Raw genomic sequence first — 24640 nt, 5'->3', positions numbered from 1 at the left:
CCTACGCAAGCAAGCTGGACAGCCGCGCGGCCGGGGCGAAAGGCCCGGTTGTGAGGAAAGTCCGGGCTCCACAGGGCAAGGATAACGGGTAACACCCGCCGGGGGCGACCCCAGGAAAAGTGCAACAGAAATAGACTGCCGGCCTTTGGCCGGTCAAGGTGGAAAGGCGAGGTAAGAGCTCACCCGATGGCGTGCCAAGCGTCCATCGCTGTAAACTCTATCCGGAGCAACGCCGTGGAGGGACATAAGGCTGGCCCGGCCGTCCCGAGGAGGCGGCTTGAGCGTACCGGCGACGGTGCGTCGAGATAGATGGCTGTCTTAAATGACAGAACCCGGCTTACAGGCTTACTTGCAGATACAGCGGCCCGGAGCACAGCGCTCCGGGCCGTTTTTTATGGAAATATCCTTGACACTTACCTTACGTCAGATGCTACACTGACTTTTAGCAAAGGAGGCAAGGACATGAAGATGAAGGAAATCTGTGAGGCTACCGGGCTTACAGAGCGGGCAGTCCGCTTCTATGTACAGGAACAGCTGGTAATGCCTCACACCCAGCGCCGGGGCGGCCGTACCTGGCTGGATTTTTCAGAGACCGACGTGGAGCGCCTCCGGGCCATCGCGGTTTTACGAAAGGCTGGCTTTACCATTGAAGAGATCCGTTCCATGGGGCTGGACTATCAAAAGAACGCACCGGCTGCTGCATTCGCTCTGCGGCAGCGCCTTCGGGCGGCTATCGATTCTTATGAGAGGGTGAGCAGCGCAGATGCTGCGCAGGCTGACAACCTTGAAAACTATGCCGCCCTGTTAGAGCGTGAGGTTGCCTGCCGAAACCTGCCCTCCACCGATCAGTACAGTCCGGCCGCCCGGCTGAACTGGGAATCCATCTGGGAGAATCTGTGCATGATCCTGGCGGTGATCCTGGCCTTGCGGCTGTACGCCTGTCTGGTGAACGCTCTGTCCGGCTTCTCCGACTTGTTCTTCTATGCCTTTATGAATATACTAGTGTTGATTCTGCCCTTTGTGATATTTGTCCTGCCCATCGCCCTGGTGCTGGGCAGCAAGGCGGGCAAATGGCTGTACCAGCACTTTGAATATATCCCGTAAAACAGAGGCCGCCCCTGTCATATGACAGGGGCGGTGGTTGTTAGTCATCCTCTCGGTGGATGGTAAGCTTTTTCTGAATCTCCCGCAGATGAACGCGGGCAGCCTCAGCCTGCTGCAGGCCATGCTCCAAATCAGTTCGTACATCCTCACGGGTGTCCTGGGCTATATGTTTCAGTTCCTGTTTGACCTGCTTGGCTGCCTGCTTATATGCCTTCCGTGCATCACGCAACTGCTGGGTCAAATGACCAGGACGAGCCTGGAGGTTCGGGTACGCCTGATGGATACGGCGGATCAGCAGGTTCCGGTCATGGAGCAGGGCGTGGACCTGCTTGCTGATCTCCTCTGTGTTGTCTCCTACCTGGCCATCGATCTCCCGACGCACCACGCCCATCAGGAAATGGGCTGTGATGTAGTCGGCAACCATAAGCGCAATTACACCCAGTGCAGTCAGTCTGAGGACCTGTGGATCCCATTCTTCCATCCAGTGGAAAAATGCAGGATCGATGACGTGAACGATGACCACGCAGGCCGCTCCAAAGAGAAGCAGGTTGCCGATCCAGATCCGGCCATGCAGGTTCATGGGCTTCTGACTATAGTCCCACCAACGAGCGTGGAATCGTTTCTCCATATACCAGGAGGTGAAATATTCCAGGGCTCCGCAGAGCACCATGCCTGCCAGGAAGGTCTCGCCCAGTGTTCCCCGACGGACTGCCAGTCCGCCCACCACCAGGGTGACCGTCACTACGCCCCAGCCGTAGATGGGGCAATAGGGGCCGATGAGAAAGCCCCGGTTGATGAAACGGTGAAATTGGATGTACTTCAGAGTGACCTCCATCACCCAGCCGAGGCAGGAGAACAGGAAAAACTCCAGCACCAGCATCCATAACAGCGACAGATCCATGCTTACCCCTTTCTCATTAAAACGGAAAAGCGGGAAAGCCTGGGGCTTTCCCGCTTTTTAAATCCATTGGAACTCAGTCCTGATCCCAGTTGTGCCAGACGTTCTGCACGTCGTCATTGTCCTCCAGCAGGTCAATGAGTTTCTCCATATTCTTGATGTCGTCCTCATTTTCCAGCTTGACGTAGTTCTGAGGCACCATCTCCACGGCAGCCTGGACGAAGGTATAGCCCTTCTCCTCCATGGCGGCCAGCACGGTACCGAAGGAGTCGGGATCAGTGTAGACCTCAAACACCTCGTCCTCCACCTGCATGTCGTCGGCGCCGCAGTCCAGCGCGTCCATCATGACGGTATCCTCGTCCAGATCCTCTTTCTCAATGACGATCACGCCCTTGCGGTCAAAGGACCAGGACACACAGCCGGTAGCGCCCAGGCCCTTGCCGTACTTGTCCAGCAGATGGCGCACTTCGGGGGCGGTGCGGTTACGGTTGTCGGTGAGGGCGTCCACGATAACAGCCACGCCGGAGGGACCATAGCCCTCGTACACCACGTTCTCATAGCTGTCGGTGTTGCCGGAGCCCAGAGCCTTGTCGATGGTGCGCTTGATGTTGTCGTTGGGCATGTTGGCCGCCTTGGCCTTGGCGATAACGGTGGCCAGACGGGAGTTGTTGTTGGGGTCGCCGCTGCCGCCGGTCTTGACGGCCACGATCATCTCGCGGGCGATCTTGGTAAAGATCTGAGAGCGCTTGGCGTCGGCCGCGCCCTTGGTCTTCTGGATATTATGCCACTTGGAATGTCCTGACATTGGTACTCGTTCCCTTCCTCGTCGAAAATCAGCGCATCTAGTTTATCACGTTTGCTCCCGCTTGGCAACCCCTCACAGATAGGAAAAGGCCTCTTTATGCCGCTGTGTGGTCAGGATCTCCACTTTGGGGAAACCAGAGGCCAGCCATTTGGCCAGCACAGGCACCACAACCTGTTCGGTAGGATAGTGGCCGGCATCAATGAGATTGACTCCCAGGGCCTTGGCGTCCAGGAAGCCGTTATACTTCACATCGGCGGTCACAAAAGTATCACAGCCCATAGCCAGAGCGTCTTTCAGCATGTCAGCGCAGGCGCCGCCACCCACTGCCACCCGGCGCACCGGGCGGCGGGCATCCACATAGCGCACACCGTTGGCACCCAGAGTCTCTTTCACAAATGCCGCAAAGGCAGGGGCATACAGGGGAACGCCGGCGGTATTGCCCACCCGGCCAATGCCGTAGGGCCGGCCAGAGGCATCCACGCCGTCCTGGTTGAGCTGCTCGATCTGTACCAGTCCCAGCTTCTGAGCCAGGGCATCGTTGACGCCGCCGTGTACTGCATCCAGATTGGTATGGGCACAGATAGCGGCGATCTGATGCTCTGCCAGAGACAGCAGGGTACGACCGGTGGGGTCGCCGTCAGTGATGGACTTGGCCGGGAAGAAAATCACCGGGTGATGAGAGACGATCAATTGGCATCCCAATTCCGCTGCTTCTGCCGCCACCTCCTCCGTGATATCCAGGCTCACCAGCAGCTTGTCCACCCGCCGGTCTCCCCTGCCCACCAGAAAACCGGCATTATCAAAGTCCATCTGCAGCGAAAAGGGAGCCAATCCGTCCAGATATTGATAAATCTCTCTTACTGTTGCCATGTTGCCCATTCCTCCTTTAGATGGAGCAAATCCTGATAAAGACGCTCCATTTCTGCCAAACGTCCATCCTCGGCCGCCCGTGCGGACCGCCGCAGTCCCTCCAGCGCCCGGCTGCTCTGAGTCATCAAACGGTCCAAATATTCTGCCCGCAGAGGTGCATTGTCACTTTGCTGCTGCCGTCCTGCCCAAAGTTCACCGGCCGACAGCGGCGCCATCTGCCCCACTGTCACCTGGAAGGTGACATACAGGGTATCCCCTTCTTTGCTCAGCACCTCGCGGCAGATGACGTAGCCGTGGCTCTGCAGCCAGCTCCGCAGTTCCGGCTGGGCGCTCATAGGTTGGAGCAAAAGCAATTTTTCTCCGCTCTTCGTCCAGGGCGCCGCAGCCAGGATCTCCGCGATAGTCTCTCCGCCCATACCGGCGATGGAGATCACATCCGCCTCTTCCTCCCCCACGCCGGACAAGCCGTCGCATAGGCGAAAGCTCATATAATCCCCAAGCCCATATTTCTCCGCCGTCAGTCTGGCGCGCTCCAGTGGCCCTTCCCGCAGATCGGCAGCGATGGCACGATCGATCACACCGTGCAGGATTAACCATGTCGGCAGATAGGCGTGGTCTGTTCCAATATCCGCCAGCTTTGCGCCTTTCGGCACCATATCCGCTACTGACCGCAGGCGTGGCGAGAGTTCAAAGGTCCGCATCGGTATCTCCTCCTGATAAAAAAGGAGCGGCTGTACCGCTCCTTTTTTATTGCGTTTTTACTGGGCGGCGCCAACGCTGGCGTTGATTTTGGCCAGCAGCTCGTTCACGTCCACACCGTGCACCATGCAGGCTTCCTCCACGGTCTCGCCGCGGGAGGAGGGGCAGCCCAGGCAGTGCATGCCGATAGACAGGAAGATAGGAGCAGTCTCAGGGGCGATGTCCAGGATGTCGCCGATGATGGTATCTTTGGTAATCTGAGCCATGGGGTAATACCTCCAAATTTCTAGGATATCGGTAGTATATCCTATTTTCCGTTGTTTGGCAAGAGATTGTTGCAATTTCCGCAAAGAAAAAGGGCGCCCGGATGGGCGCCCTTTCGTGTGCGGCTTAGTGCTGCTCGCCGCGCATGCGAGCGAAGCAGTCGCTGCAGTACACAGGACGGTCGGACTTGGGCTCGAAGGGAACCTTGGCCTCGCCGCCGCAAGCAGCGCAGGTAGCGGTGAAATACTCGCGGGGGCCGCGGGAAGCAGCCTTGCGAGCGTCACGGCAAGCCTTGCAGCGCTGGGGCTCGTTCTGGAAGCCGCGCTCAGCGTAGAATTCCTGCTCACCGGCGGTGAACACGAACTCCTGGCCACATTCCTTACATACCAGAGTCTTGTCTTCGTACATGATGATACCCTCTCTTTGCTTCTTTGCCCAGATCCTCCGGAACATCCGATCGTGCTGGGACAGTTGTAATATGCGTTCAGCTTGCGCTGAAGTCGCCAGATGAAGAGTGCTGCGCCAGCTTCCGACGGATTCGCTGGACAGCGTTGTCCACCGACTTGGGGGACTTGTTTACCTCGGCCGCAATCTCGGAGTAGGACAGACCGTTCAAATACAACCTGAGTATGTTCGCTTCAAAGCCGGATAACTGGCCATGGAGCGCTTTCATACGTTCACGGAACGCCTCTCTGCTCAGGAAGATCTCCTCCGGGTCTTCCGCCTGGCGGCCGGGTGTACCGCAGGCAAAACGCTCACCGGATCCGCAAAAAAGAGGGGTTTCAAATGAAACAGAGTTGTTCAGCGGTGTGTGCTTATCTCTTGCTGCTGCTTTGACGGCGGAGAACAGCCGGTTCTTCACACAGACCTCCGCATAGGTCCGAAAGGACGCCGCCTTGTCCGGATCATATTCCCGGATGGCACCCAGCAGACCTACCATTCCCTCCTGAATCAGATCCTCGCTGTCACCGCCCGCTAAGAAATAAGGCCGGGCGCACATCCGCACCAAGCGGTTGTAGCGTACAACAAGGGTCTCCTCCGCCCTGCGGTCACCTGCAGCAGCTTGCGCACACAGGGATTCATCACTGGGCTCGTGAGGGTTGCTTTGTTCTAGTATCATGCCGTTTCTCCTTGCAACATTATAAGCGTCATTCCGTCGTTTTGTCAAGCATTAACGAAAAATATTTCCAAATGCTCAGTAATTTTTTATCACATTTGCCAAGCACTCTGCAATTTTCTGTGCATCCGCCTGGCTGCTCGCCTCTACCATCACCCGGATCAGGGCTTCCGTGCCGGAGGGGCGTACCAGAACCCGGCCGGAACCAGCCAGAGCGGCCTCCTGCTGAGCCACTGCCTCCTTAATCTCCTGGGCGGCCATGATAGCCTCTTTCTTGGCCTTATCGGCCACAGGCACATTGATCAGTACCTGAGGATAGCGCTTGCAGCCCTCCACCAGCTGGGAGGCCTTCTTGCCCGAGCGATGGAGCAGCGCCAAGAACTGCAGCGCAGTAAGCTGGCCATCACCGGTAGTGGCGTACTTGCGGAAAATGGTATGGCCGGACTGCTCACCACCCAGGACATAGCCGCACTCCTCCATCTTTTCGAGCACGTTTCGGTCGCCCACGCTGGTGCAGAACAGCTCCATGCCGTGCTCCCGGCAGAACACATGCAGGCCCAGATTGCTCATAACAGTGCCTACGATGGCGTTGCCGGGCAGCTTGCCCTTCCCCATCAGCTCCAGGCCGCAGGCGGCGATGACCTGATCACCGTCGATCTCCTCGCCGGTCTCGTCCACCATCAGGCAGCGGTCGGCGTCTCCGTCAAAGGCAATGCCGAGGTCGTACTTCCCTGCCGTCACCATGGATTTCAGACCGTCCAGATGAGTAGAGCCGCAGCCGTTGTTGATGTTCACACCATCAGGATCGGCGTTGATAATGTCGGCGTGAAGGTCCTCAAAGCTGTCAAACAGCCGTCCGGCGGTGGCGGAGGAGGCGCCGTTGGCACAGTCCACCAGGATCTTCAGGCCAGACAGGTCGGAATCAATGGTAGACACCAGGTAGTCAATGTAATCCTGGCTCTCCTTCTGGTCGGCGTACACCACCCGGCCGATTTCACCGGCGGTCTTGCGGGGCACGGCTACCTTGTTGAGGATGATGTCTTCGATCTTCCCTTCCAGCTCGTCGGAGAGCTTGAAGCCCTGGCCGTTGAAGATCTTAATGCCGTTGTGCTCGAAAGGATTGTGGGAAGCGGAGATAACGATGCCGGCATCACAGCCGCTGTCCACCGTCACCCAGGCCACAGCGGGAGTGGGGATCACGCCCAGATGGAGCACGTCGGCACCTGCGGAGCAAAGGCCAGCGATCAGAGCACCTTCCAGCAGGTCAGAGGAGATACGGGTATCCTTGCCAATGGCAAAGCGAGGCTGCCCCTCCCCTTTTTCCTGCTGCATCACATAGGCGGCCGCCAGACCTACCTGAAAAGCCAGTTCCGCGTCCAGGCCGGCGTTAACTACTCCGCGGATGCCGTCGGTTCCAAACAATTTACCCATATTTAATTACCTCTTTCTTCCGAAGTCATCAAAAGTTCGTTTCAAAGCTTGTTCCACCGGAAAAATGCTGCCGACCAATACTGCAAGCTGAACAGCCGCCACCACACAGCACCAGATGCCTACGGTATCGACGCTCTGACCCATGACAGGCAGCATAGCGCATGCGCTTACCGGCAGCAGAATCACGCCCAACCGGAACCACAGCCTGCCGCAGATCTTGTGCGCAAAAAGCCAGGTTTCCTCGTTTTTCATGGAGCGGACTGTGCGATAACCGTAAACGCCGTTGATCCGGCGGGGAGGCTTTTTTTGAAAAAGCCAACCGAAAGCCAGCATGATAACAGGTATCAGCAGATTCATGGCCAGGCAGAAGATCCAAAAGCCCATCACATGCGTCCCCTTACAGGCTGAGCTGCTCCATACCGGCACCGCCAGGGACGGGCAGGCCCAGATGTTCATAGGCACGTCTAGTAACGCACCGGCCACGGGGGGTACGGGTAAGGAAACCCATCTGCATCAGATAAGGCTCATACACGTCCTCCAGAGTGACCGCTTCTTCATTGATGGTGGCCGCCAGGGTCTCCAATCCCACCGGGCCGCCGCCATAGTGCGCAATGATGCTGGAGAGCATCCGGCGGTCGATGGCATCCAGCCCCAGGTGGTCTACCTCCAGAGCTGTGAGTGCGGCGTCTGCCACATCCCGGGTAATGACGCCTCCTGCTTTCACCTGAGCGAAGTCTCGGACGCGGCGCAGCATTCGGTTGGCGATACGGGGCGTGCCGCGGCTGCGCTTGGCGATCTCCATGGCTCCGTCTGCCTCAATGGGCACATCCAGAATCCCCGCCGACCGGGTAACGATAAGCGCCAGTTCCTCCGGGGTGTAGAGCTCCAAACGCAGGGTCACGCCGAATCGGTCCCGAAGCGGCGCGGAAAGCTGACCGGCCCGGGTGGTAGCGCCGATGAGAGTGAACTTGGGCAGATCCAGCCGAATGGAGTTGGCAGAGGGCCCTTTGCCAATGATGATGTCGATGGCAAAGTCCTCCATGGCGGGATACAGGATCTCCTCCACCGAGCGGTTGAGCCGGTGGATCTCATCCACGAAGAGAATGTCGTTCTCATTCAGGTTGGTGAGCAGGGCCGCCAGATCCCCCGGCTTCTCAATGGCGGGGCCGGAGGTAATGCGAATGTTGACCCCCATCTCATTGGCAATGATATTGGACAGCGTGGTCTTGCCCAGGCCCGGAGGGCCATGGAGCAGGACGTGGTCCAGGGGCTCGTTGCGCATCTTGGCCGCCTGGATGAATACCTCCAGATTACCTTTGGCCTTTTGCTGGCCGATATATTCGTTTAATGTTTTGGGCCGCAGAGAACCCTCGTTCTCATCATCCCGGGTAAGGGAGGTGGTCACCAGAGGCTCTTCCGTTTCAAACCCATCTTCAGAAAATGCGATGCTCAAAGTCTCACTTCCTCATTGCTCTGTGGGGGCGTTTATTCGCAGATAGATCTCCGGAAGCTCCTCGGGCTCCGGCGGGCGGCCCTGACTGCGCCTGTCCTCGGTACAGGTGCCAAATATCTGATAGTTTCGGCGGGCTGCTTCCAGAGCAACCTCGTTATAGTCACCGACTTCTTCCGGATGTTCCGTTGACCAGGGGTCATCGATCCAACGGCAGACCGGACAGAGCTGATAACTACCCGGCGACTCTGTGCACAAGGTGTAGTTGCCGCAGCAGGGACATGGGCGCTTTTCTGCTTGTTCTCCAGCTGCCTTTGAGGGATCGGGAGTTGGCTGCCAACTGTCCAGTAGCTCTGCTGTCTGATCCAGAAAGGATTTCTCTCCCAGAGTATTGATTTTGAAGAGTACAGCTTGGCTGCCGCCGGAGGTAATGGCTGACAGGAAGATCTGGTCCCCCTGTCCCACCAGGGTCAGGCTCAAACTCACCCGGTTGCCGCCGACGAAACTGTACCGCTCATACACCCGGACAGCGCAGCGGAAATCCGTGCCGCTGTAGTCGCTGCCTTCTTCATAGCTGGCCGAGGTGCTTCCGTTGAGGATGCCGGTATGGAGATACGCCAGCAGATCATCAAAATTGCCGGTAAGATGCCGCTCCAGCTTGGACATACCGCTCCTCCCTATCCTTTCACCATTTTCTTCAGTGCCTGCTTGATGATCTCCTCCAGGCTCAGAGCCTCCAGATCGATGCCCTTGAGGGCCATACCAATCTCGGTTTGGGAGTAGCCCAGCACCGCCAGGGCTGCGGCGGCCTCGGAGGACTTGTTTTCCGGGATAACGGTGACTCCAGTGCCACCATAGGCCTCGCCGCCAGGGCTAATCTGACCTTTGGCCAGCTTATCCTTCAGTTCCAGAATGATGCGCTGCGCAATCTTCTTACCAATGCCCTGGGCCACAGTGAGGGCCTTTTCGTCCCCGGTGATGATGCTCATGGCTAGGGATTCCGGGGTGGCGGCGGACAGAATAGAGATAGCCGCCTTGGGGCCCACGCCGGATACCGAAATGAGCAGCTGGAAACAGTTGAGTTCATTTTCAGTGGCAAAGCCATAGAGTTCCATAGCGTCCTCACGGACGTTCAGGTGAGTATAGAGCTTGGCGCTCTCCCCTTTTTTCAAACGGGCCAGGGTATTGTTAGTAGTGCGGCAGGCATAGCCCACCCCGCCGCAGTCGATGACCGCCAGATAGGGCGCGGTGTGGGCCACCGTTCCGTTCACATAGTAAAACATACGATAAACTCCTAGTCTTGATGTACCGCGTACCGACCGCTGCCCGGCCGGGCGGCGTCAGGGCTCTGCATGCGGGAGGTAAAGGACCGGGCGTGGCACAGTGCGATGGCCACCGCATCGGCCGCATCATCCGGCTTCGGTACCGCTTTCAGATTCAGCAAACGCTTTGTCATGTCCATGACCTGTCGCTTTTCCGCTTTGCCGTAGCCCACCACCGCCTGTTTGACCTGGCTGGGGGAATACTCATAGATGGGTATTCCGTGGCGCTCTGCTGCCAGCAGGAGCACCCCCCTGGCCTGAGCCACACCAATACCGGTGGTGATGTTGTTATTGAAGAACAGTTCCTCAATTGCCATGGCTTCTGGCCGAAACTGTTCAAGCAACAGGTCCATATCGTCTGAGATCTGCTTCAGCCGGGCGGGCAGGCGTTCTCCAGCCGGAGTGGTAATGGCGCCGCACTGCACCAGTCGCTGTCGGCCAGCCGCAGCATCCACCAGGCCAAAGCCTACGATGGCAAAGCCGGGATCGATCCCTAAAATTAGCATAATCTCGGCTCCCCTCCTCTGTCCATACAGAATTTATTTTACCACGGCCGTTCACCTGGCGCAAGACACAAACGAAGGCCGGCGCTGTTATGCGCCGGCCTTCGTTTTAAGCTCTGGGATGGGCTTTGTTGTAGACGTCTTTCAGCTTCTGATTAACTAATTGAGCATAAATCTGGGTAGACGAGATATCCGCGTGACCCAGCATCTCCTGGATAGAGTGAAGATCCGCGCCATTCTCCAGCAGATGGGCTGCAAATGAGTGCCGCAGGGTGTGAGGGGTAATGTCCTTCTGGATTCCCGCCGTCTCCTGGTAGTGCTTGATGATCTTCCAAAAACCCTGGCGACTCATTCGCTCTCCGTTCATATTGACAAACAGGGCCTTTTCGTCAGGGTGCTCAATAACCTGAGGCCGGACGTGATCCAGATAATCCTGAAGGGCCTTTACTGCGGCGGGATACAAGGGTATGATGCGTTCCTTACCGTGACTGGTACACCGGATAAAGCAGGCAGACAGATTGACATTGTCCAGATCCAGTCCGATCAGTTCTGATACCCGGATGCCAGTGGCATACAGCAGCTCCAGCATGGCCCGGTCCCGGCAGCCCTTTGCGTCGGAGGCGTCTGGCTGTTCCAAAAACAACTCTACCTCTTTGGCGGTCAGGATATGGGGCAGCTTACGCTCCACCTTGGCGGGCGTCAGACCTTTGGCCGGGTTGACGATTACCACGCCCTCCCCCAGCAGATACGTATAAAACGATTTCAGCGATGCCAGCGAGCGGGTCACCGTAGCGGCAGATTTTCCCTTGGCACTCAAGCTGCGGATATAGCCCTCCACATCGCTCTGTGCCGCCTGCTCTGGGGTCAGGCCCTCGCTTGTCAGCCAGGCCATATATTGCCGGATGTCCCGCAAATAGGAACTGAGCGTATTGGGCAGGGCCTTTTTATCTTCTTTCAAATACCGTTCATATTCTGCCAGATACTCCATCTGTCCAACACCTTCTCACGTTTCTCTATCTGCCCATCAAAAACCCCGCTGTTCCCGACACCAGGGCCGGCACAGCGAAGCGTTCCAAAACGACACACACACATAGCACTGCCGCACAGCCGCCGCAGCGCAGAAAATAAGCCTTTCCATAGGGAGATGGTGCTTTACCCTCTCCCAGAAAACGGCTTGCCAAGCTTCTTGACGCCGTCAGGCTCTGTACACCCAACACAAAGAGTGCCGGAACTGAAAAACCGCCGCCCACACCGAACACCAAAAAGGCCAGCAGGCATCCGGCACTGCCGAACACCCGTACAAAAGCGGCGATAGAAAACGCAAGAAGGAAACCACGGGCCGCAAATAAAAGCGGCAGGCCCAACACACCCAGTGCCGTAAAACCCAGCAGAAGCGCCAGCCCTGGCCAGCGCAGAATATCCCATAACTGGACGGCCAATCCCGGCGCGGCAGCTCCGCTGCTTTGGGCTGTGCTGAGAAAATGCTCCAGATAAGCTTTCAGACTCTCTTGCCCGGCCCCTCCCACGAAGGTGGACATGAGACAGCCCGCAAGCCCTCCCAGTAAAAAACTAACTGATAAGACCGCCAGAGCGGGTAAGATCCGCTCCTCCGGTACATTCCAGGTGCCTCCAACGGCTCTGCGCATGATGTCTCACCCCCAGGCAGTTTATGCCTGTACAGGAGCGGCAAGAACCGGAAAGCGCACCCAGTTTTATATTACTATATCTTACCTACGCCTCTTGTGCAAGAACTCTTAAAGAAAAAGATGAATTTTGTCTATTATGCCAAAGTTTTATGTTTACTTAATTATGTAAACTGTGTGCACTAAAGAGATCGGCGTGCCATTCAACACGCCGATCTCTAGCTCAATATCTAGTGTTTTGACCATTTTCGACGGCATATATATGGAATGTACTGCCTCGCGTGATTACGTTTTGTATAATTACATTCTGTATAGGTTACTCAGCCATGCCTGCGGCAATAGCTCGCAGGGCGATCGCGCATTCCAGACGCTTGCGCTCCAATTCACAGCCTACTTTATGGGGATGCTTTATGTCGCCGTTGACAAGCAGGTTAGAGGCAGAGCAGCCACCGGAGCAATAGAAACGGGCCCAGCAGCGGGAACACTCCTCCCTGGTGTAGATGTTCAGGGCAGCAAACTGACCGGAGAGGTCTTTATTGAAGGTGCCGTCAAACACGTTACCCAGCTTATAGTCCTCGTTGCCCACAAACTGATGGCAGGGATAGATATCTCCGTCGGGGGTAACGGCCACATATTCGCAGCCGGCTCCGCAGCCCCGCAGGCGCTTGATGACACAGGGGCCCTGGGCCAGGTCCACGTTAAAGTGGAAGAAGTTGGTCTCCGGGTGATCCTTCAGGTACTCAGCCAAACGCTCGTACTCCGCCTTCAGCTCAGGCAGGTCGGCCTCCTGGAGCGCGTAGGGATCGTCCTCCTTCCCTACCACAGGTTCCACAGACACATGCTTGCCGATAGCTGCAAGGGCCTTTACGTCCTCGGCAAAGTCCTTGTGGAACCGGGTGAAGGTGCCGCGCAGGTAATAATCCTTGGTGCCCCGCCCTTCGATCAGCTTCTTGAACTTGGGCACGATCACATCATAGGAACCCTTGCCATTGACGGTGGGACGCAGGTCATCATTGACCTCCTTCCGGCCATCCAGAGAGAGCACTGCGTTGGACATTTCCCGGTTGATGTACTCAATGTTCTCGTCATTGAGCAGCACGCCGTTGGTGGTGATGGTGAAGCGGAAGCACTTGTTGTGCTCTTTCTCAATAGAGCGGGCGTATTCTACGGTGGCCTTGACGGTGTCCATGGCCATCAGCGGCTCCCCGCCGAAAAAGTCCACTTCAATGTTGCGGCGGTTGCCGGACTTAGCGATGACGAAGTCAATGGCCTTCTTGGCGGTCTCCACATCCATCGTCATCCGCTTGCCGGTACCAAAATCGCCAGTGGAGGCAAAGCAGTACTTGCACCGCAGGTTACAGTCGTGGGAAACATGCAGGCAGAGGGCCTTCACCAGGGCCTGCTGCTGCATGGAAGCGGCTTTCTCTCGGTCGATATAATCGTCTTCCTCAAACAGAAGGCCCTGGGCCTTCAGCTCACCCAGCTCCTCCCAGGCGTCGGCAAGGGCGGCGGGGTCGTGCTGAGGCAGCAGTGCCGAAAGCTCGGCCGGCAGCGGACCACTCAAGAGGGCGCCGTTTTCATCCCGCTCCGCCAGCGCGGTAAGCAGGTCATACATCAGCCCGTCCAGCACATGGACGGCGCCGCTGTTCACATCCACGGCTACATTGACGCCGAGGCTCCGAAAGGTATGTACCATAACTTTTTTATTCCTTCCTCAGGGCATAGAAAAAGGTGGGCTGTTCACCCACCCTTTCCCCTGTTTTTTTACTGGTTCTCGCACTTCTGGTTGGCCACAGTGCAAGAGGTCTTACAGGCGGACTGGCAGGAGGTCTGGCACTCGCCGCAGCCGCCGTGGGCGGCGCTCTTCTTCAAAGTCGCGCCGTTGAGCGTCTTCACATGCTTCATTTTGATTTCCCTCCCCAAACAAAGGTTGTGGGTATTATAACACAGGAACAGCCAGATTTCAACGCTTTCTGTGTTTTTTCCGGGCCGGCTTTCCTTTTCCGCCGCCCAGCAGGCCGGCAGCCGCCCCACCGCAAAGGCCGCCGCACAGCAGACCGATCCCGCCCGCCTGCAGTTCCATTGTCTCAAAGAAAAGCGCGCCGATGGTGAGCAGCAGCAGAAACAGCACTGCCCCCACGGCTAATCCGGTAAGCAGCGCTCCCCCACATTGCCTGACTGCAAACAGGCCACCTCCAAAGCCGCCCAGCACGCAGCCCACGATGGTGAGCTGATAGATCAGCTCTTCCCCGGCCAGTCCGCTGGAGATGGCCACAGAAGCCCCCAGCAGGAACAGGCAGCAGATTGCCAGAGCCAGTACACCGCCCAGCAGGATCCCCAATCCGCAGCGGATGAGGCGGGCACTCTGGTCTTCCTCTTTTTTCCGCATAAAAACACCCTCCCTTACCATCGGTTCCTACTTGAAACCTATGCAGGGAGGGCGTTCTTATGTCTTACTTTTTGTCCTTGGTCTCGCCGGCGCCATCCTCCACGGCCTGGGTGCCCTTGGTGGAGACAGCCCACTTGGTGAACTCGATGCGGACCCGGTCTGCGCTGGTCTCGATCACGATGGTGTCTTCCTTCACGGCGCAGATAGTGCCAACAATACCGCCGATGGTGGTGATCTGATCACCCACCGCCAGCTCGGAACGCATCTTGGCTGCCGCTTTCTTCTTCTTGTTCTCAGGACGGATGAGCAGGAAGTAGAAAATGGCGATCATGGCCACGACCATAATGATCATGCTTATGCCGCCGCCTTGAGTTCCAGTGTTGGTCAGCATGCCGCCCGCAATCTGTGTCAGCAAATTGATCCCCTCCGATAGTTACTTGACGTGATACGTCATCAATGGGACATTATAAAACGAATCTCAGGATTTGACAAGCATTTTTCCGCTATTTCCCCAAAAGTTCACAGCCGCCCCGCCAGCTTCTCGCTGTATTCGGCACGGAAAGCAGCGAATTCCCCGGCATCCAGAGCATTCCGGATCCGCTGCGCCAGCTTGTTGTAGAAATACAGGTTATGCAGCACTGCCAGGCGCATAGCCAGCATCTCATCTGCCACAAACAGGTGGCGCAAATAAGCACGGGAGAAATTCCGGCACACCGGACAATCGCATTCCGGATCAATAGGCCGCTCATCCAGCTTGTACTTCTCGTTGCGGATATTCATAGCGCCAGACCAGGTAAACAGCTTGGCATGGCGTGCGTTACGGGCAGGCATGACGCAGTCAAAGAAGTCCACACCTCGCGCCACGGCCTCAATGATGTTGGAGGGCGTACCCACTCCCATCAGATACCGGGGCTTGTCCGCCGGCATATAGGGTTCCACCGCGTCAATGATATCATACATCACCTGGGTAGGCTCCCCCACTGCCAGCCCGCCGATGGCGTATCCCTCGCAGTCGATCTTGGCGGTCTCCTTCATGTGCCAGATTCGCAGATCAGCAAAAGTGGCGCCCTGGTTAATGCCAAAGAGCATCTGGTGAGGATTCACCGTGTCAGGCAGGGAGTTGAGTCGGTCATGCTCCGCCCTGCACCGCTCCAGCCAGCGCAGGGTGCGCTCACAGGAAGCCTTGGCATACTCGTAGGTGGCTGGATTCTCCACGCACTCGTCGAAGGCCATGGCAATATCACTGCCCAGGTTGGACTGGATCTGCATGGACTCCTCCGGTCCCATGAAGATCCGTCTGCCGTCGATATGGGAGGCGAAAGTGACCCCCTCCTCCTTGATCTTCCGGAGACCAGACAGGGAAAATACCTGGAATCCGCCGGAATCGGTTAGGATGGGCCCATCCCACCGCATAAATTTGTGGAGTCCCCCCATCTGGCGTACCACCTGATCACCGGGCCGGAGATGGAGGTGGTAGGTGTTGGACAGCTCCACCTGGCAGCCGATCTCCTTCAGGTCAAAGGCGGAGACCGCTCCCTTGATGGCTGCCTGAGTGCCTACATTCATAAAGACCGGCGTCTGCACCGTACCGTGGGCACAGGTAAATACGCCACGCCGTGCCTTCCCTTCGGTCTTGATCACTTCAAACACAGTTCAGAAAACCCCTTTGTCATCAATTGTTCCCATCATACCAGACCGGCGGAAAAATAACAAGAGGCAAGGGCCTCCGGTTTCCCGGAGGCCCTTGCCTTCACGCTACTCTGTCTATGGTCTGCTGGATGATAGACTCCATAATGTCGCCGGTCAAAGCGCCGGGGACATAGCCATATACGTTGTTGTTGGAATCGATCATAAAAGTAGTCGGAAAGGCAGAAATTCCATAGGCAGACAAAATCTCTCCTGTCAGGTCCATAACTACCGGGAAGGTGTAGCCGTTATCCTCCAGGAACTGCTCCACTTCCTCCTGGGTTCCTTCGCTGGTGAAGGGATTCTGTTCCGTTTTGGGACTGGCTACCCCCAGCACGATCACATCACCTTCGTTTTCGCCGTAGGATTCGTAGAGCTTCTGGATATCCGGCATCTCACGCTTACAGGGTCCGCACCAGGTAGCCCAGAAATTGAGAAATACCGTTTTGCCTTCATAATCAGACAGCGTATGGGTATTGCCGTACTGGTCCGTGAGGGTAAAATCCGGAGCAGGTACTACCGGCCGCGGAGTGCTTTCAGGGCTGGGCTGCGCTTCATCCGTCTCCGCTGCCGCACTTTGCTGAGCAGGCGGCACACTCTGCTCTGTCTGCACCTGAGAAGTGCTGTCCCCTGTCAGTCTGGACAGATAACCGGTAATGCCATTCATAAATCCGGTCAGTGTCATAATGCCCATCAGAATCAGCAGTGCCGCCCCGATCTTGACTGTATAGCGCACTACCTTCTGATGCCGCTTAAAGAATCCAAGCACCGTACTTGTAAACAGGCCTACCGCCAGGAACGGGACCACAAAGCCGACTGTATAGACCGCGATCAGCAGAAATCCCTTGGATGCGCTGGAGGCGGAGGACGCCATCAACAGCACGCTGCTCAGAGTAGGTCCTACGCAGGGCGTCCAGGCAAAGCTGAAGGTAAATCCCAGAATCAGTGCCACCAGCGGATTCATGGCCCAGCGATCCAGCCGGAAGGGCAGCCGATGTTCCCGCTCCAGCGTGGCAGATTTTCCAAAAAATCCGAACTGATAAACGCCGAACAGAATCATAATGATGCCGCTGATTCGGGCAAACCAGGTCTGGTAATTGGTGAAAAAGCGCCCCAGAGCTGTAAAGCCAAATCCGAGCAGGAAAAAGGTAAAGCTGACACCGATCACGAAAAAGACGGTATTGATCAGCACCTTTCCTCTGGGATAGCGGATAACGCCATTTGCATCCACTTTCCCGGCACCGCCAGCCAGATAGCTGACATAAAGGGGCACCAGAGGCAGGACACAAGGCGAGAAAAAGCTAAGCAATCCCTGGATCAGAACAGTAAGAGCAGGTACGCTGGTTTCCAGATCAAAGCCCATGGTCGGTCTCCTTTCCATCAGCTGCCTGTTCCAGCTGCATCTCCAAATCGGCCAGTGTAAGTCGGGACAAATGCGCTCGGCACTGCCGGTCCAGGTCATCAAACAACACATCCATGACCCCAGCCATGCCTGAAGCCACCAAGCAGCCGCAATCTACCCCTGCTCCGCTGTGCCAGGCGGGTTCCACAAACCGTACCTCCAACGCATCCGCGATCTGCTCCAGGGTTACTTCATTGGGAGCACACAGCAGGTGATATCCGCCGTCATTGCCCGCCTTGGTGGCCACCAGTCCCGCTTTTTTCAGCTTTGCCATTACCTTCCGCACCCGTGCGGGATTGGTGCAGATATTGGCTGCCAGCTCCTCGCTGGACAGCATACAGCCACGTTTATCCAGGTAGATCAGAGCGTGGGCAGCCACGCAGAACAATCCATTCATGTCAGGTCCCTACCCTTTACAGCTGTTCCATCAGGTATTCTTCCGCGAAATGGGCGGCGTTGGCGCCGTCCGCCGCCGCGGTAACCACCTGCCGCACCGCTTTGGTACGCACATCACCTACGGCAAATACGCCGGACACATTGGTGCGGCAGGTCTCGTCCGCTACGATATATCCGGTCGGATCCAGCTCGACCTGTCCAGCAAAGAGGGCGGTATCCGGCACCCGGCCGATGGCCACGAAAATCCCATCGCAGGCTAGTTCCCGCCTCTCACCGGTCTTTACATCTTCCAGTTCAACACCTGTAAGGTATTTTTCCTTTCTCAATTCTGTGACTCGGCTGTTCCACAGAATCTCTACGCCCTGCTCGTCCAGCGCTTTGCGGTAGACAGCGGAGGCACGGAGCTGGTCCCGGCGGTGGACCAGGTAGACCTTGGCACACAGTTTTGAGAGATAAAGGGCATCCTCCACCGCTGTATTACCGCCACCGTTTACCACTACCGTTTTGCCCCGGAACATCATGCCGTCACAAGTGGCACAGTAGGCCACACCTCTGCCCCGCAGTTCCTGCTCTTCAGGGAGCCCCAATTCTCTGGGATAAGCTCCAGTGGCCAGGATCACAGTCCGACCGGAAAAATCGCCCTCGCTGCTGCGGACGATCTTCGGCTCAGCATGCAGATCCACCTCGGTCACCTCGCCGTAGATAGTCTCCGCTCCATACTTTTGAGCCTGCTTCTCCATCTGCTGACCCAGATCAAAGCCATCCACTCCATCAGGAAATCCTGGATAATTGTCAATCATAGACGTGGTAGCCATCTGTCCGCCGGCGGACAGTTTTTCCAGCACTGCAACGGACAGGCCGCTTCGGGCCGCATACAGCGCTGCCGTATAGCCGCCCGGGCCTCCGCCCACTACAAGTACGTCATAGGTTTTCATGTCGCTCCCGCTCCCTTCTTTACAGACCGGCCCACTCTACAATCTGAGCTTTGGAACCGGGATTGACGATGGGCTCACTGGCCACACCATTCCGGAACAGGAATAGAGTAGGAATAATCTCCACGCCAAACTGTTCCTCCAGCTCGGGCTGCTCGTCAATGTTGATCTTACCAACGATCAGCTGGCCGTCATATTGCTGGGCCAGTTGATCCAGCACTGGGGAGATCCGGCGGCAGTATCCGCACCAAGGGGCCCAAAAGTCTACCAGTACCGGCAGTTCGGAACGAAGGACCTCAGTTTCAAAATTCTCTTTTGTAATGGTAATGGGAGTCATATTCAACATCCTTTCCATTTGTAACTTTTTTAGTTTCAATTTATACTGTAACTATATCAGTTACAGTTAGCCTTGTCAACCCCCATTCGCTTCCGCACACTATTTTCGTATGCGGCATAGGCTGTCATGTGGTATCCCCACAAGCCAAGCGGATAAAGGAGTATATCATGAATCACTATCATCCCACTGATTGGGAGTGGAAACGGAAGCAAGAGGGCGCAGCCTGCTGCTGTCCGCCGGGCTGCTGCCCGCCCCCCTGTCCCCCTCCCCATCCTATTCCGGGTCCCACAGGACCTATGGGGCCCACAGGAGCCACGGGACCGACTGGTCCTACCGGTGCCACCGGCCCTGCCGGAACAGGCGCACCCGGTCCGACTGGCCCCACCGGAGCTCAAGGACCCACGGGTCCCACAGGACCCGCTACGCCTGGTCCGACTGGCCCCGCAGGTGCAACAGGTCCCACCGGTCCTACCGGCCCTCAGGGTAATCCTGGACCAGACGGCGCCGTCGGCCCAACCGGCCCCCAGGGCATTCCCGGTCCCGATGGTGTAACCGGCCCTACCGGTGCTGCTGGCGCAACTGGTCCCACCGGTCCTACCGGCGCTGCTGGTGCAACTGGCCCCACCGGTCCTACTGGTGCCGCTGGCGCAACTGGTCCCACCGGTCCTACCGGCGCTGCTGGTGCAACTGGCTCCACCGGTCCTACTGGTGCTGCTGGCGCAACTGGTCCCACCGGTCCTACCGGCGCTGCTGGTGCAACTGGCCCCACCGGTCCTACTGGTGCTGCTGGCGCGACTGGTCCCACTGGTCCTACCGGCGCTGCTGGTGCAACTGGCCCCACCGGCCCTACCGGTACTGCTGGCGCAACTGGCCCCACCGGTCCTACCGGCGCTGCTGGCGCGACTGGTCCCACCGGTCCTACCGGCGCTGCTGGCGCGACTGGTCCCACCGGTCCTACCGGCGCTGCTGGCGCAACTGGTCCCACCGGTCCTACCGGCCCTACTGGTCCCACTGGCCCTACTGGCCCCCAAGGCGCTACGGGAACAACTCAGACCAGTTCCCTATTTTCTGCATATTCTACCCCCAGTCAGCCTGTTTCCTCCAGTTCTCCCATGCTGTTTGACCGAAACGGAGTCACCACCGGAGATGCGATCTCCCATACGGCTGGAAGCGGGAGCTTTACCATCAATCAGCCTGGCCTGTATCAGGCCGATTTTCATGGTGTACTGTCAGCCAGCCCCAATTCCGAATTCCCGGTCAATATCGTCACATCTCTGCAGCAGGATGGCTCTGTTGTTCCGGGCGCATCTATTCCTCATAACTTCCAGAACAGCACAGAGAGCGTACCCATCTCGTTTTCCATTCCGCTCTCCATTTCCAAAGTTCCCACCACCCTGCAGGTCGTTCCTCAGGGCGCGGACAATACCCCCAGCGCGATTACACTCAATATAACCAGACTGGGAGATCTTTCTTCTTAAAAAGCGCAGAAAGCCGGGCCTTCAGGGCCCGGCTTTCCAAGCATGACGGAAACAGGAGGTTGCTATGAAGGTCGCAGTATATGCCATCTGCAAAAATGAAGCACAGTTCGTTCATAGGTGGATGGATTCCATGTCTGAGGCAGACCAGGTGTTCGTGCTGGATACCGGCTCCACGGACGAAACCGTTGAATTGCTCCGCAGTCGGGGCGCCACGGTAGCCACCGAATTGATCAACCCATGGCGCTTTGATACCGCCAGGAACCGCTCCCTGGAATTGGTGCCTGAGGACACAGATATCTGTATCTGCACCGACCTTGACGAGGTGTTTCACCCCGGCTGGCGGCAGGCTTTGGAAACTGCTTGGATCCCCAGGGCGGGTCAGGCACGTTACCGCTACACCTGGTCCTTCCAGCCGGACGGCAGCGAAGGTGTGGTATTCTGGTCTGAAAAGATTCATCGCCGCCACGGTTACCGCTGGGTCCATCCGGTCCATGAAGTGCTCCAATGGGAAGGCCCCGGTCTCCCGGGGCCCATGGTAACGGCTGTTGGGGTCCAACTGGACCACCTCCCAGACCACACAAAATCACGGGGACAATACCTGGCTCTGCTGGAGCTCTCTGTTCAGGAAGCGCCGGATGACGACCGGAATGTCCATTATCTGGGCCGGGAATATATGTTTTACAGACGCTGGGATGACTGTATTGCCACCTTGAAGCGCCATTTGGCCATGCCGTCAGCTACCTGGGCCGATGAACGGGCCGCATCCATGCGTTACATTGCCAGGTCCTACCTTGAAAAAGGCGAACCGGAGCAGGCCAGAAATTGGCTCTTCCAGGCCATTGCCCAGGCTCCCCATCTGCGGGAACCCTGGATAGAAATGGCGCAAATGCTCTACCAGCAGGAAGACTGGGAGGGCGTGCTCTATTTTACTGGCTGTGCGCTGGCCATTACCGTGCGGCCAGACAGCTACATTTGTGAAGCGGAGCCCTGGGGCCCACTGCCTCATGACCTGCGCTGCCAGGCCTATTTTCATACGGGGCGTACCGCTCTGGCCCTGGAGGAGGCCCGGAAAGCCCTGGCTCTCTCCCCTACCGATCAGCGTCTAGCGGGCAATGTTGCGCTGCTCAGTCAGATGTGATGAACATAGCGTCACCGAAGGAGAAAAAGCGGTACTTCATATCCACTGCCTCCTTATAAGCGGCCAGGATATGCTCTCGGCCCGCCAAAGCGGACACCAACATGATAAGGGTGGACTCCGGCAGATGGAAATTGGTGATCAGGCAGTCCAACACCTTGAAGCGATAACCAGGGTAGATGAAGATGTTGGTCCAACCGGCGCTTTCTTTTAATGTGCCGTCCTCCGCTGCCCAGGACTCAATGGTCCGGCAGGAGGTGGTACCCACACAGATCACCCGTCCGCCTTCCCGCTTGGTGCGGTTGATGATCTCTGCTGTCTCGGCAGAGATCATGCAGTATTCCGAGTGCATCTCGTGATCCAGAATATCCTCTTCCTTCACGGGACGGAAGGTACCCAGACCAACATGGAGTGTCACATAGGCCAGGCGCACACCCATATCCTCCACCTGCTTGAGCAGCTCTTTGGTAAAGTGGAGTCCGGCGGTGGGCGCGGCGGCAGAGCCTACCTCACGGGAGTAGACGGTCTGGTAGCGCTCCGGATCCTGGAGTTCCGCTTTGATATAGGGCGGCAGAGGCATCTTACCCAGCTGTTCCAGCTTTTCCAAAAAAATTCCCTCGTACTCGAAACGGACCAAACGGTTACCGCCCTCCAGCACTTCGGTAACTTCAGCAGTAAGTGTGCCGTCTCCGAAAGAAACTCTGGTGCCTGGCTTCATTTTGCGGCCGGGACGGACCAGGCACTCCCAGGTCTTGTTTCCGCGATCGATGAGCAGGAGCACCTCCACGGCACCCCCGCCCGGTTCCCGGTGGCCAATCAGGCGAGCCGGAAGTACCCGGGAGTCGTTGAGTACCAAACAGTCTCCGGGACGCAGCAGGCTGGGCAGTTCGTAAAAATGCATATGCTTGGTAGCCCCGGTGTGCTTGTTCAGCACCAACAGCCGGGAGGCATCCCGGCGCTCCAGAGGGGTCTGCGCGATCAGTTCATCGGGCAGGTAAAAGTCAAAATCTGCGGTTTTTATGGCTGGCGCACCTCGATTCCAGTGTAGTAGAAACTAAGAATATCCTTATAAGTATACCCCTGCTGGGCCATGGCATAGGCTCCCCATTGGCTCATGCCCACGTTATGGCCCCAGCCGGAGCCGGTAATGGTAAACACAGTGGATCCGCTGCCAGTGGAAGCGGAGGGCTTGACTTGGGAGACTGTTCCGTCTCCTCCAATGGCATATACGCTGCCGTCTGTCAGAGCTGCCGTACTGCCGCTGCCGTCGATGGCATAAGCTCCGGTCAGAGAGCTGAGCACGCCGCTTCCGTTGACCGCATAACCGGAGGAAGTGCCTCCGCTGCTGGAGACGGTATAGTGGATGGAACGCAGACCCAGGAAAGTACGGCAATCGTCCCGGATCTTGCTCCAGCTCTTACCGCTGGAGTCGGTAAAGGTGATCTCAATGGCGTTGCCGGTCGGACTTGTCTTGGTCACCCGGAAATCCACGATACCGGAGTTGACATATCCCTTGGAGTTGAGCAGATCGGTAAGCTCCTGGGCAGTATAGGTCACAGTCCAGTTATAATTAGGGACCTTGCTGGACACAGAAGCCTCATAGGGGTCCTCCTTGCCGATCAGGTAAGGTACATCGCTGCCCCAGACATTAACTGCGCTCTCCGTGGCCCCGCCGTCGTGGGAGGAATAAACTGCATCGATCAGAGATCCGTTGTACCACAGGTACTCTCCCCTGGTCTCGGTCACGGCCCGGCTGCCCGCGGCAGTCACGCTGTCCATGCCGCTGTACGCCTGACAATGGGTGGCATTGCACAGGTCAAAGCCCTGACTGCTGTGCTTTTGTGCCACGTAGTTCCGATAAGCATAGGTGCGGGCGCATACTGCCTGAGCCTTCAGCGCCTCCAGAGGCCAGGATGCGCTCATTTCCTCCACAATCACGCCTTGTACGTAGTCCTCAAGGGAAATCACGTTGCTCACCGTCAGGTTGCCGCCGCCGACCCGCCGATACTGGAAACCACCATAATAGGTATTGCCCCGGAAGATCGTTTCCGTTTTTACGCTGTCGTTCAGTCCGGGCTTGATGCCCAGGCACAGGCCGCTGGTACTGTCAAATTGGAACAGAATCTGGCTGGTCCCAGTCTTTACAACAGAAACTCCGGCGCTGGAAGTGCCGGTGATCGTGGCGTTTGTCAATCCAAGCGCAGTCTGGGCCGCCTGCGCAGAGGCACTATCCGTATAAGCGCCCACCCGCACCTGATAACTGCCGTCCACCCAAGCTACAAAGCCGCCAGACCATTGGGATGCAGCTGCCGCGGCCTGCTCATAGGTACTATAGGTATCGGGCAGCTTCAGATGATAGCAGCCTACCGCGATATTGGAAGTAATGGTATCATAGTAGCCCGACCAGTTACCTACAGTTCCATAATAGACGTTCTGGGTCTTGACCACAGAGATGGCAGTCTCACTTGTCTGCGCCAACTGCTGAAAGACTCGGTTGGAATCATAATAGCCCATCCGATAACCGCTGCCCACATCGTTGAGCAGATTGGCTCCGGGCAGAGCGGTACTTCCGTAAAACAGTCCCACACGAATCGTGGGGTCCACTGCCACAGAAGCAGCTTGCGTTCTGCCGACAGGAAGGGCGACCAACAGTGCGCAGGACAGGGCCGCCGCCGCAAACTGCACAAATCTTTTCTTCAGGGATCGTTTCATTTGGTAATTTTCTCAACTCACTTTCGTTGACACTCCGACTAAACTTGTGGTACAATTTCACAAACTA

29 protein-coding genes and 1 other RNA gene are annotated in these 24640 nt (G+C 57.1%); 4 read left to right on the top strand and 26 right to left on the bottom strand.

Features of this window, described 5'->3' with window-relative positions:
• Positions 1–6: 6 nt before the first annotated feature.
• Both rnpB and ACTNB1_RS02435 read left to right on the top strand, forming a co-directional pair.
• Positions 7–356: RNase P RNA component class A (rnpB, locus tag ACTNB1_RS02440), an RNA gene on the top strand.
• A gap of 106 nt (positions 357–462) precedes the next feature.
• On the top strand, positions 463–1104 hold the full coding sequence (locus ACTNB1_RS02435) for a MerR family transcriptional regulator (RefSeq protein ID WP_441167677.1): 642 nt from the start codon (positions 463–465) through the stop codon (positions 1102–1104).
• A 40-nt stretch (positions 1105–1144) separates the two neighbouring features.
• On the opposite strand, the gene ACTNB1_RS02430 is transcribed toward ACTNB1_RS02435, so the two are convergent.
• From ACTNB1_RS02430 to trxA, 24 genes are all read right to left on the bottom strand, one after another.
• Positions 1145–2005: a putative ABC transporter permease gene (locus ACTNB1_RS02430; protein WP_441167676.1), complete on the bottom strand. Its 861-nt coding sequence runs from the start codon at positions 2003–2005 to the stop codon at positions 1145–1147.
• 73 nt (positions 2006–2078) lie between these two features.
• A complete protein-coding gene (locus ACTNB1_RS02425; protein WP_204883744.1) occupies positions 2079–2807 on the bottom strand; it encodes a YebC/PmpR family DNA-binding transcriptional regulator in 729 nt (242 codons plus the stop codon).
• Positions 2808–2879: 72 nt separating this feature from the next.
• Positions 2880–3677, bottom strand: coding sequence for a Nif3-like dinuclear metal center hexameric protein (locus tag ACTNB1_RS02420; protein ID WP_441167675.1), 798 nt, complete (start codon positions 3675–3677; stop codon positions 2880–2882).
• Positions 3665–4378 carry a tRNA (adenine(22)-N(1))-methyltransferase gene (locus ACTNB1_RS02415; protein WP_441167674.1) on the bottom strand — a complete coding sequence of 238 codons (714 nt, stop codon included), beginning with the start codon at positions 4376–4378 and terminating at the stop codon, positions 3665–3667. Before ACTNB1_RS02415 ends, ACTNB1_RS02420 begins: the two co-directional genes overlap by 13 nt.
• A gap of 57 nt (positions 4379–4435) precedes the next feature.
• Positions 4436–4642, bottom strand: coding sequence for a DUF1858 domain-containing protein (locus tag ACTNB1_RS02410; RefSeq protein ID WP_130868238.1), 207 nt, complete (start codon positions 4640–4642; stop codon positions 4436–4438).
• Positions 4643–4766: 124 nt separating this feature from the next.
• On the bottom strand, positions 4767–5048 hold the full coding sequence (locus ACTNB1_RS02405; protein WP_087334122.1) for a zinc-ribbon domain containing protein: 282 nt from the start codon (positions 5046–5048) through the stop codon (positions 4767–4769).
• A gap of 76 nt (positions 5049–5124) precedes the next feature.
• On the bottom strand, positions 5125–5760 hold the full coding sequence (locus ACTNB1_RS02400) for a sigma-70 family RNA polymerase sigma factor (protein WP_441167673.1): 636 nt from the start codon (positions 5758–5760) through the stop codon (positions 5125–5127).
• A 75-nt stretch (positions 5761–5835) separates the two neighbouring features.
• Positions 5836–7188 (bottom strand): phosphoglucosamine mutase, encoded by a 1353-nt coding sequence (glmM, locus tag ACTNB1_RS02395; RefSeq protein ID WP_441167672.1) that lies wholly within the window; start codon positions 7186–7188, stop codon positions 5836–5838.
• A 6-nt stretch (positions 7189–7194) separates the two neighbouring features.
• Positions 7195–7572, bottom strand: coding sequence for an SdpI family protein (locus tag ACTNB1_RS02390; protein WP_441167671.1), 378 nt, complete (start codon positions 7570–7572; stop codon positions 7195–7197).
• A 13-nt stretch (positions 7573–7585) separates the two neighbouring features.
• On the bottom strand, positions 7586–8641 hold the full coding sequence (gene ruvB, locus ACTNB1_RS02385; RefSeq protein WP_441167670.1) for a Holliday junction branch migration DNA helicase RuvB: 1056 nt from the start codon (positions 8639–8641) through the stop codon (positions 7586–7588).
• A gap of 12 nt (positions 8642–8653) precedes the next feature.
• Entirely contained in the window at positions 8654–9304 is a 651-nt protein-coding gene (locus ACTNB1_RS02380; protein WP_441167669.1) for a DUF6054 family protein, read from the bottom strand.
• An 11-nt stretch (positions 9305–9315) separates the two neighbouring features.
• Positions 9316–9921 (bottom strand): Holliday junction branch migration protein RuvA, encoded by a 606-nt coding sequence (gene ruvA / locus ACTNB1_RS02375; RefSeq protein WP_441167668.1) that lies wholly within the window; start codon positions 9919–9921, stop codon positions 9316–9318.
• An 11-nt stretch (positions 9922–9932) separates the two neighbouring features.
• Entirely contained in the window at positions 9933–10466 is a 534-nt protein-coding gene (ruvC, locus tag ACTNB1_RS02370; protein ID WP_441167667.1) for a crossover junction endodeoxyribonuclease RuvC, read from the bottom strand.
• A gap of 106 nt (positions 10467–10572) precedes the next feature.
• Positions 10573–11451: a site-specific tyrosine recombinase XerD gene (gene xerD, locus ACTNB1_RS02365; RefSeq protein WP_441167666.1), complete on the bottom strand. Its 879-nt coding sequence runs from the start codon at positions 11449–11451 to the stop codon at positions 10573–10575.
• 25 nt (positions 11452–11476) lie between these two features.
• Positions 11477–12109 carry a stage II sporulation protein M gene (locus ACTNB1_RS02360; protein WP_441167665.1) on the bottom strand — a complete coding sequence of 211 codons (633 nt, stop codon included), beginning with the start codon at positions 12107–12109 and terminating at the stop codon, positions 11477–11479.
• Between the two features lie 313 nt (positions 12110–12422).
• Positions 12423–13802 (bottom strand): thioether cross-link-forming SCIFF peptide maturase, encoded by a 1380-nt coding sequence (gene scfB, locus ACTNB1_RS02355; RefSeq protein WP_441167664.1) that lies wholly within the window; start codon positions 13800–13802, stop codon positions 12423–12425.
• Positions 13803–13870: 68 nt separating this feature from the next.
• Positions 13871–14011: a six-cysteine ranthipeptide SCIFF gene (gene scfA, locus ACTNB1_RS02350; RefSeq protein ID WP_007489363.1), complete on the bottom strand. Its 141-nt coding sequence runs from the start codon at positions 14009–14011 to the stop codon at positions 13871–13873.
• Between the two features lie 58 nt (positions 14012–14069).
• Positions 14070–14495 (bottom strand): TIGR04086 family membrane protein, encoded by a 426-nt coding sequence (locus tag ACTNB1_RS02345; RefSeq protein ID WP_441167663.1) that lies wholly within the window; start codon positions 14493–14495, stop codon positions 14070–14072.
• Positions 14496–14559: 64 nt separating this feature from the next.
• Entirely contained in the window at positions 14560–14910 is a 351-nt protein-coding gene (gene yajC / locus ACTNB1_RS02340; RefSeq protein ID WP_441167662.1) for a preprotein translocase subunit YajC, read from the bottom strand.
• Between the two features lie 104 nt (positions 14911–15014).
• Positions 15015–16145: a tRNA guanosine(34) transglycosylase Tgt gene (gene tgt / locus ACTNB1_RS02335; RefSeq protein WP_441167661.1), complete on the bottom strand. Its 1131-nt coding sequence runs from the start codon at positions 16143–16145 to the stop codon at positions 15015–15017.
• Between the two features lie 100 nt (positions 16146–16245).
• The gene (locus ACTNB1_RS02330; protein ID WP_441167660.1) at positions 16246–17544 is read right to left on the bottom strand and encodes a redoxin domain-containing protein; all 1299 of its coding nucleotides are present in this window, start codon (positions 17542–17544) and stop codon (positions 16246–16248) included.
• Positions 17534–17980, bottom strand: a complete 447-nt coding sequence (locus tag ACTNB1_RS02325; RefSeq protein WP_441167659.1) for an RrF2 family transcriptional regulator — start codon at positions 17978–17980, stop codon at positions 17534–17536. Before ACTNB1_RS02325 ends, ACTNB1_RS02330 begins: the two co-directional genes overlap by 11 nt.
• A gap of 16 nt (positions 17981–17996) precedes the next feature.
• A complete protein-coding gene (gene trxB, locus ACTNB1_RS02320; protein ID WP_441167658.1) occupies positions 17997–18914 on the bottom strand; it encodes a thioredoxin-disulfide reductase in 918 nt (305 codons plus the stop codon).
• 19 nt (positions 18915–18933) lie between these two features.
• Positions 18934–19248, bottom strand: a complete 315-nt coding sequence (trxA, locus tag ACTNB1_RS02315) for a thioredoxin (RefSeq protein ID WP_441167657.1) — start codon at positions 19246–19248, stop codon at positions 18934–18936.
• A 167-nt stretch (positions 19249–19415) separates the two neighbouring features.
• Here trxA and ACTNB1_RS02310 point away from each other — a divergent pair, with 167 nt between their 5' ends.
• Both ACTNB1_RS02310 and ACTNB1_RS02305 read left to right on the top strand, forming a co-directional pair.
• Entirely contained in the window at positions 19416–20726 is a 1311-nt protein-coding gene (locus tag ACTNB1_RS02310) for a collagen-like protein (RefSeq protein WP_441167656.1), read from the top strand.
• A 64-nt stretch (positions 20727–20790) separates the two neighbouring features.
• Positions 20791–21864, top strand: a complete 1074-nt coding sequence (locus ACTNB1_RS02305; RefSeq protein WP_441167655.1) for a tetratricopeptide repeat-containing glycosyltransferase — start codon at positions 20791–20793, stop codon at positions 21862–21864.
• Here ACTNB1_RS02305 and queA read toward each other — a convergent pair.
• Together queA and ACTNB1_RS02295 are read right to left on the bottom strand one after the other, a co-directional pair.
• Positions 21851–22882, bottom strand: coding sequence for a tRNA preQ1(34) S-adenosylmethionine ribosyltransferase-isomerase QueA (queA, locus tag ACTNB1_RS02300; protein ID WP_441167740.1), 1032 nt, complete (start codon positions 22880–22882; stop codon positions 21851–21853). The genes ACTNB1_RS02305 and queA overlap by 14 nt on opposite strands.
• Entirely contained in the window at positions 22879–24573 is a 1695-nt protein-coding gene (locus ACTNB1_RS02295; protein WP_441167654.1) for a SpoIID/LytB domain-containing protein, read from the bottom strand. Before ACTNB1_RS02295 ends, queA begins: the two co-directional genes overlap by 4 nt.
• Positions 24574–24640: the final 67 nt, after the last annotated feature.

The sequence above is a fragment of the Flavonifractor sp. HCP28S3_F3 genome (assembly GCF_052065355.1).
Classification (GTDB): Bacteria; Bacillota; Clostridia; order Oscillospirales; family Oscillospiraceae; genus Flavonifractor.
The sequence above is the reverse complement of the archived record's forward strand: the minus strand, read 5'-3'. Positions and strand labels throughout refer to the sequence as shown.

Bases quoted from the DNA above. Each gene is read 5' to 3' on its own strand.
- ACTNB1_RS02435 (WP_441167677.1), top strand. From the start codon at position 463: ATGAAGATGAAGGAAATCTGTGAGGCTACCGGGCTTACAGAGCGGGCA.
- ACTNB1_RS02430 (WP_441167676.1), bottom strand. From the start codon at position 2,005: ATGGATCTGTCGCTGTTATGGATGCTGGTGCTGGAGTTTTTCCTGTTC.
- ACTNB1_RS02425 (WP_204883744.1), bottom strand. From the start codon at position 2,807: ATGTCAGGACATTCCAAGTGGCATAATATCCAGAAGACCAAGGGCGCG.
- ACTNB1_RS02420 (WP_441167675.1), bottom strand. From the start codon at position 3,677: ATGGCAACAGTAAGAGAGATTTATCAATATCTGGACGGATTGGCTCCC.
- ACTNB1_RS02415 (WP_441167674.1), bottom strand. From the start codon at position 4,378: ATGCGGACCTTTGAACTCTCGCCACGCCTGCGGTCAGTAGCGGATATG.
- ACTNB1_RS02410 (WP_130868238.1), bottom strand. From the start codon at position 4,642: ATGGCTCAGATTACCAAAGATACCATCATCGGCGACATCCTGGACATC.
- ACTNB1_RS02405 (WP_087334122.1), bottom strand. From the start codon at position 5,048: ATGTACGAAGACAAGACTCTGGTATGTAAGGAATGTGGCCAGGAGTTC.
- ACTNB1_RS02400 (WP_441167673.1), bottom strand. From the start codon at position 5,760: ATGATACTAGAACAAAGCAACCCTCACGAGCCCAGTGATGAATCCCTG.
- glmM (WP_441167672.1), bottom strand. From the start codon at position 7,188: ATGGGTAAATTGTTTGGAACCGACGGCATCCGCGGAGTAGTTAACGCC.
- ACTNB1_RS02390 (WP_441167671.1), bottom strand. From the start codon at position 7,572: ATGGGCTTTTGGATCTTCTGCCTGGCCATGAATCTGCTGATACCTGTT.
- ACTNB1_RS02380 (WP_441167669.1), bottom strand. From the start codon at position 9,304: ATGTCCAAGCTGGAGCGGCATCTTACCGGCAATTTTGATGATCTGCTG.
- ruvA (WP_441167668.1), bottom strand. From the start codon at position 9,921: ATGTTTTACTATGTGAACGGAACGGTGGCCCACACCGCGCCCTATCTG.
- ruvC (WP_441167667.1), bottom strand. From the start codon at position 10,466: ATGCTAATTTTAGGGATCGATCCCGGCTTTGCCATCGTAGGCTTTGGC.
- xerD (WP_441167666.1), bottom strand. From the start codon at position 11,451: ATGGAGTATCTGGCAGAATATGAACGGTATTTGAAAGAAGATAAAAAG.
- ACTNB1_RS02360 (WP_441167665.1), bottom strand. From the start codon at position 12,109: ATGCGCAGAGCCGTTGGAGGCACCTGGAATGTACCGGAGGAGCGGATC.
- scfB (WP_441167664.1), bottom strand. From the start codon at position 13,802: ATGGTACATACCTTTCGGAGCCTCGGCGTCAATGTAGCCGTGGATGTG.
- scfA (WP_007489363.1), bottom strand. From the start codon at position 14,011: ATGAAGCATGTGAAGACGCTCAACGGCGCGACTTTGAAGAAGAGCGCC.
- ACTNB1_RS02345 (WP_441167663.1), bottom strand. From the start codon at position 14,495: ATGCGGAAAAAAGAGGAAGACCAGAGTGCCCGCCTCATCCGCTGCGGA.
- ACTNB1_RS02330 (WP_441167660.1), bottom strand. From the start codon at position 17,544: ATGGGCTTTGATCTGGAAACCAGCGTACCTGCTCTTACTGTTCTGATC.
- ACTNB1_RS02325 (WP_441167659.1), bottom strand. From the start codon at position 17,980: ATGAATGGATTGTTCTGCGTGGCTGCCCACGCTCTGATCTACCTGGAT.
- trxB (WP_441167658.1), bottom strand. From the start codon at position 18,914: ATGAAAACCTATGACGTACTTGTAGTGGGCGGAGGCCCGGGCGGCTAT.
- trxA (WP_441167657.1), bottom strand. From the start codon at position 19,248: ATGACTCCCATTACCATTACAAAAGAGAATTTTGAAACTGAGGTCCTT.
- ACTNB1_RS02310 (WP_441167656.1), top strand. From the start codon at position 19,416: ATGAATCACTATCATCCCACTGATTGGGAGTGGAAACGGAAGCAAGAG.
- ACTNB1_RS02305 (WP_441167655.1), top strand. From the start codon at position 20,791: ATGAAGGTCGCAGTATATGCCATCTGCAAAAATGAAGCACAGTTCGTT.
- ACTNB1_RS02295 (WP_441167654.1), bottom strand. From the start codon at position 24,573: ATGAAACGATCCCTGAAGAAAAGATTTGTGCAGTTTGCGGCGGCGGCC.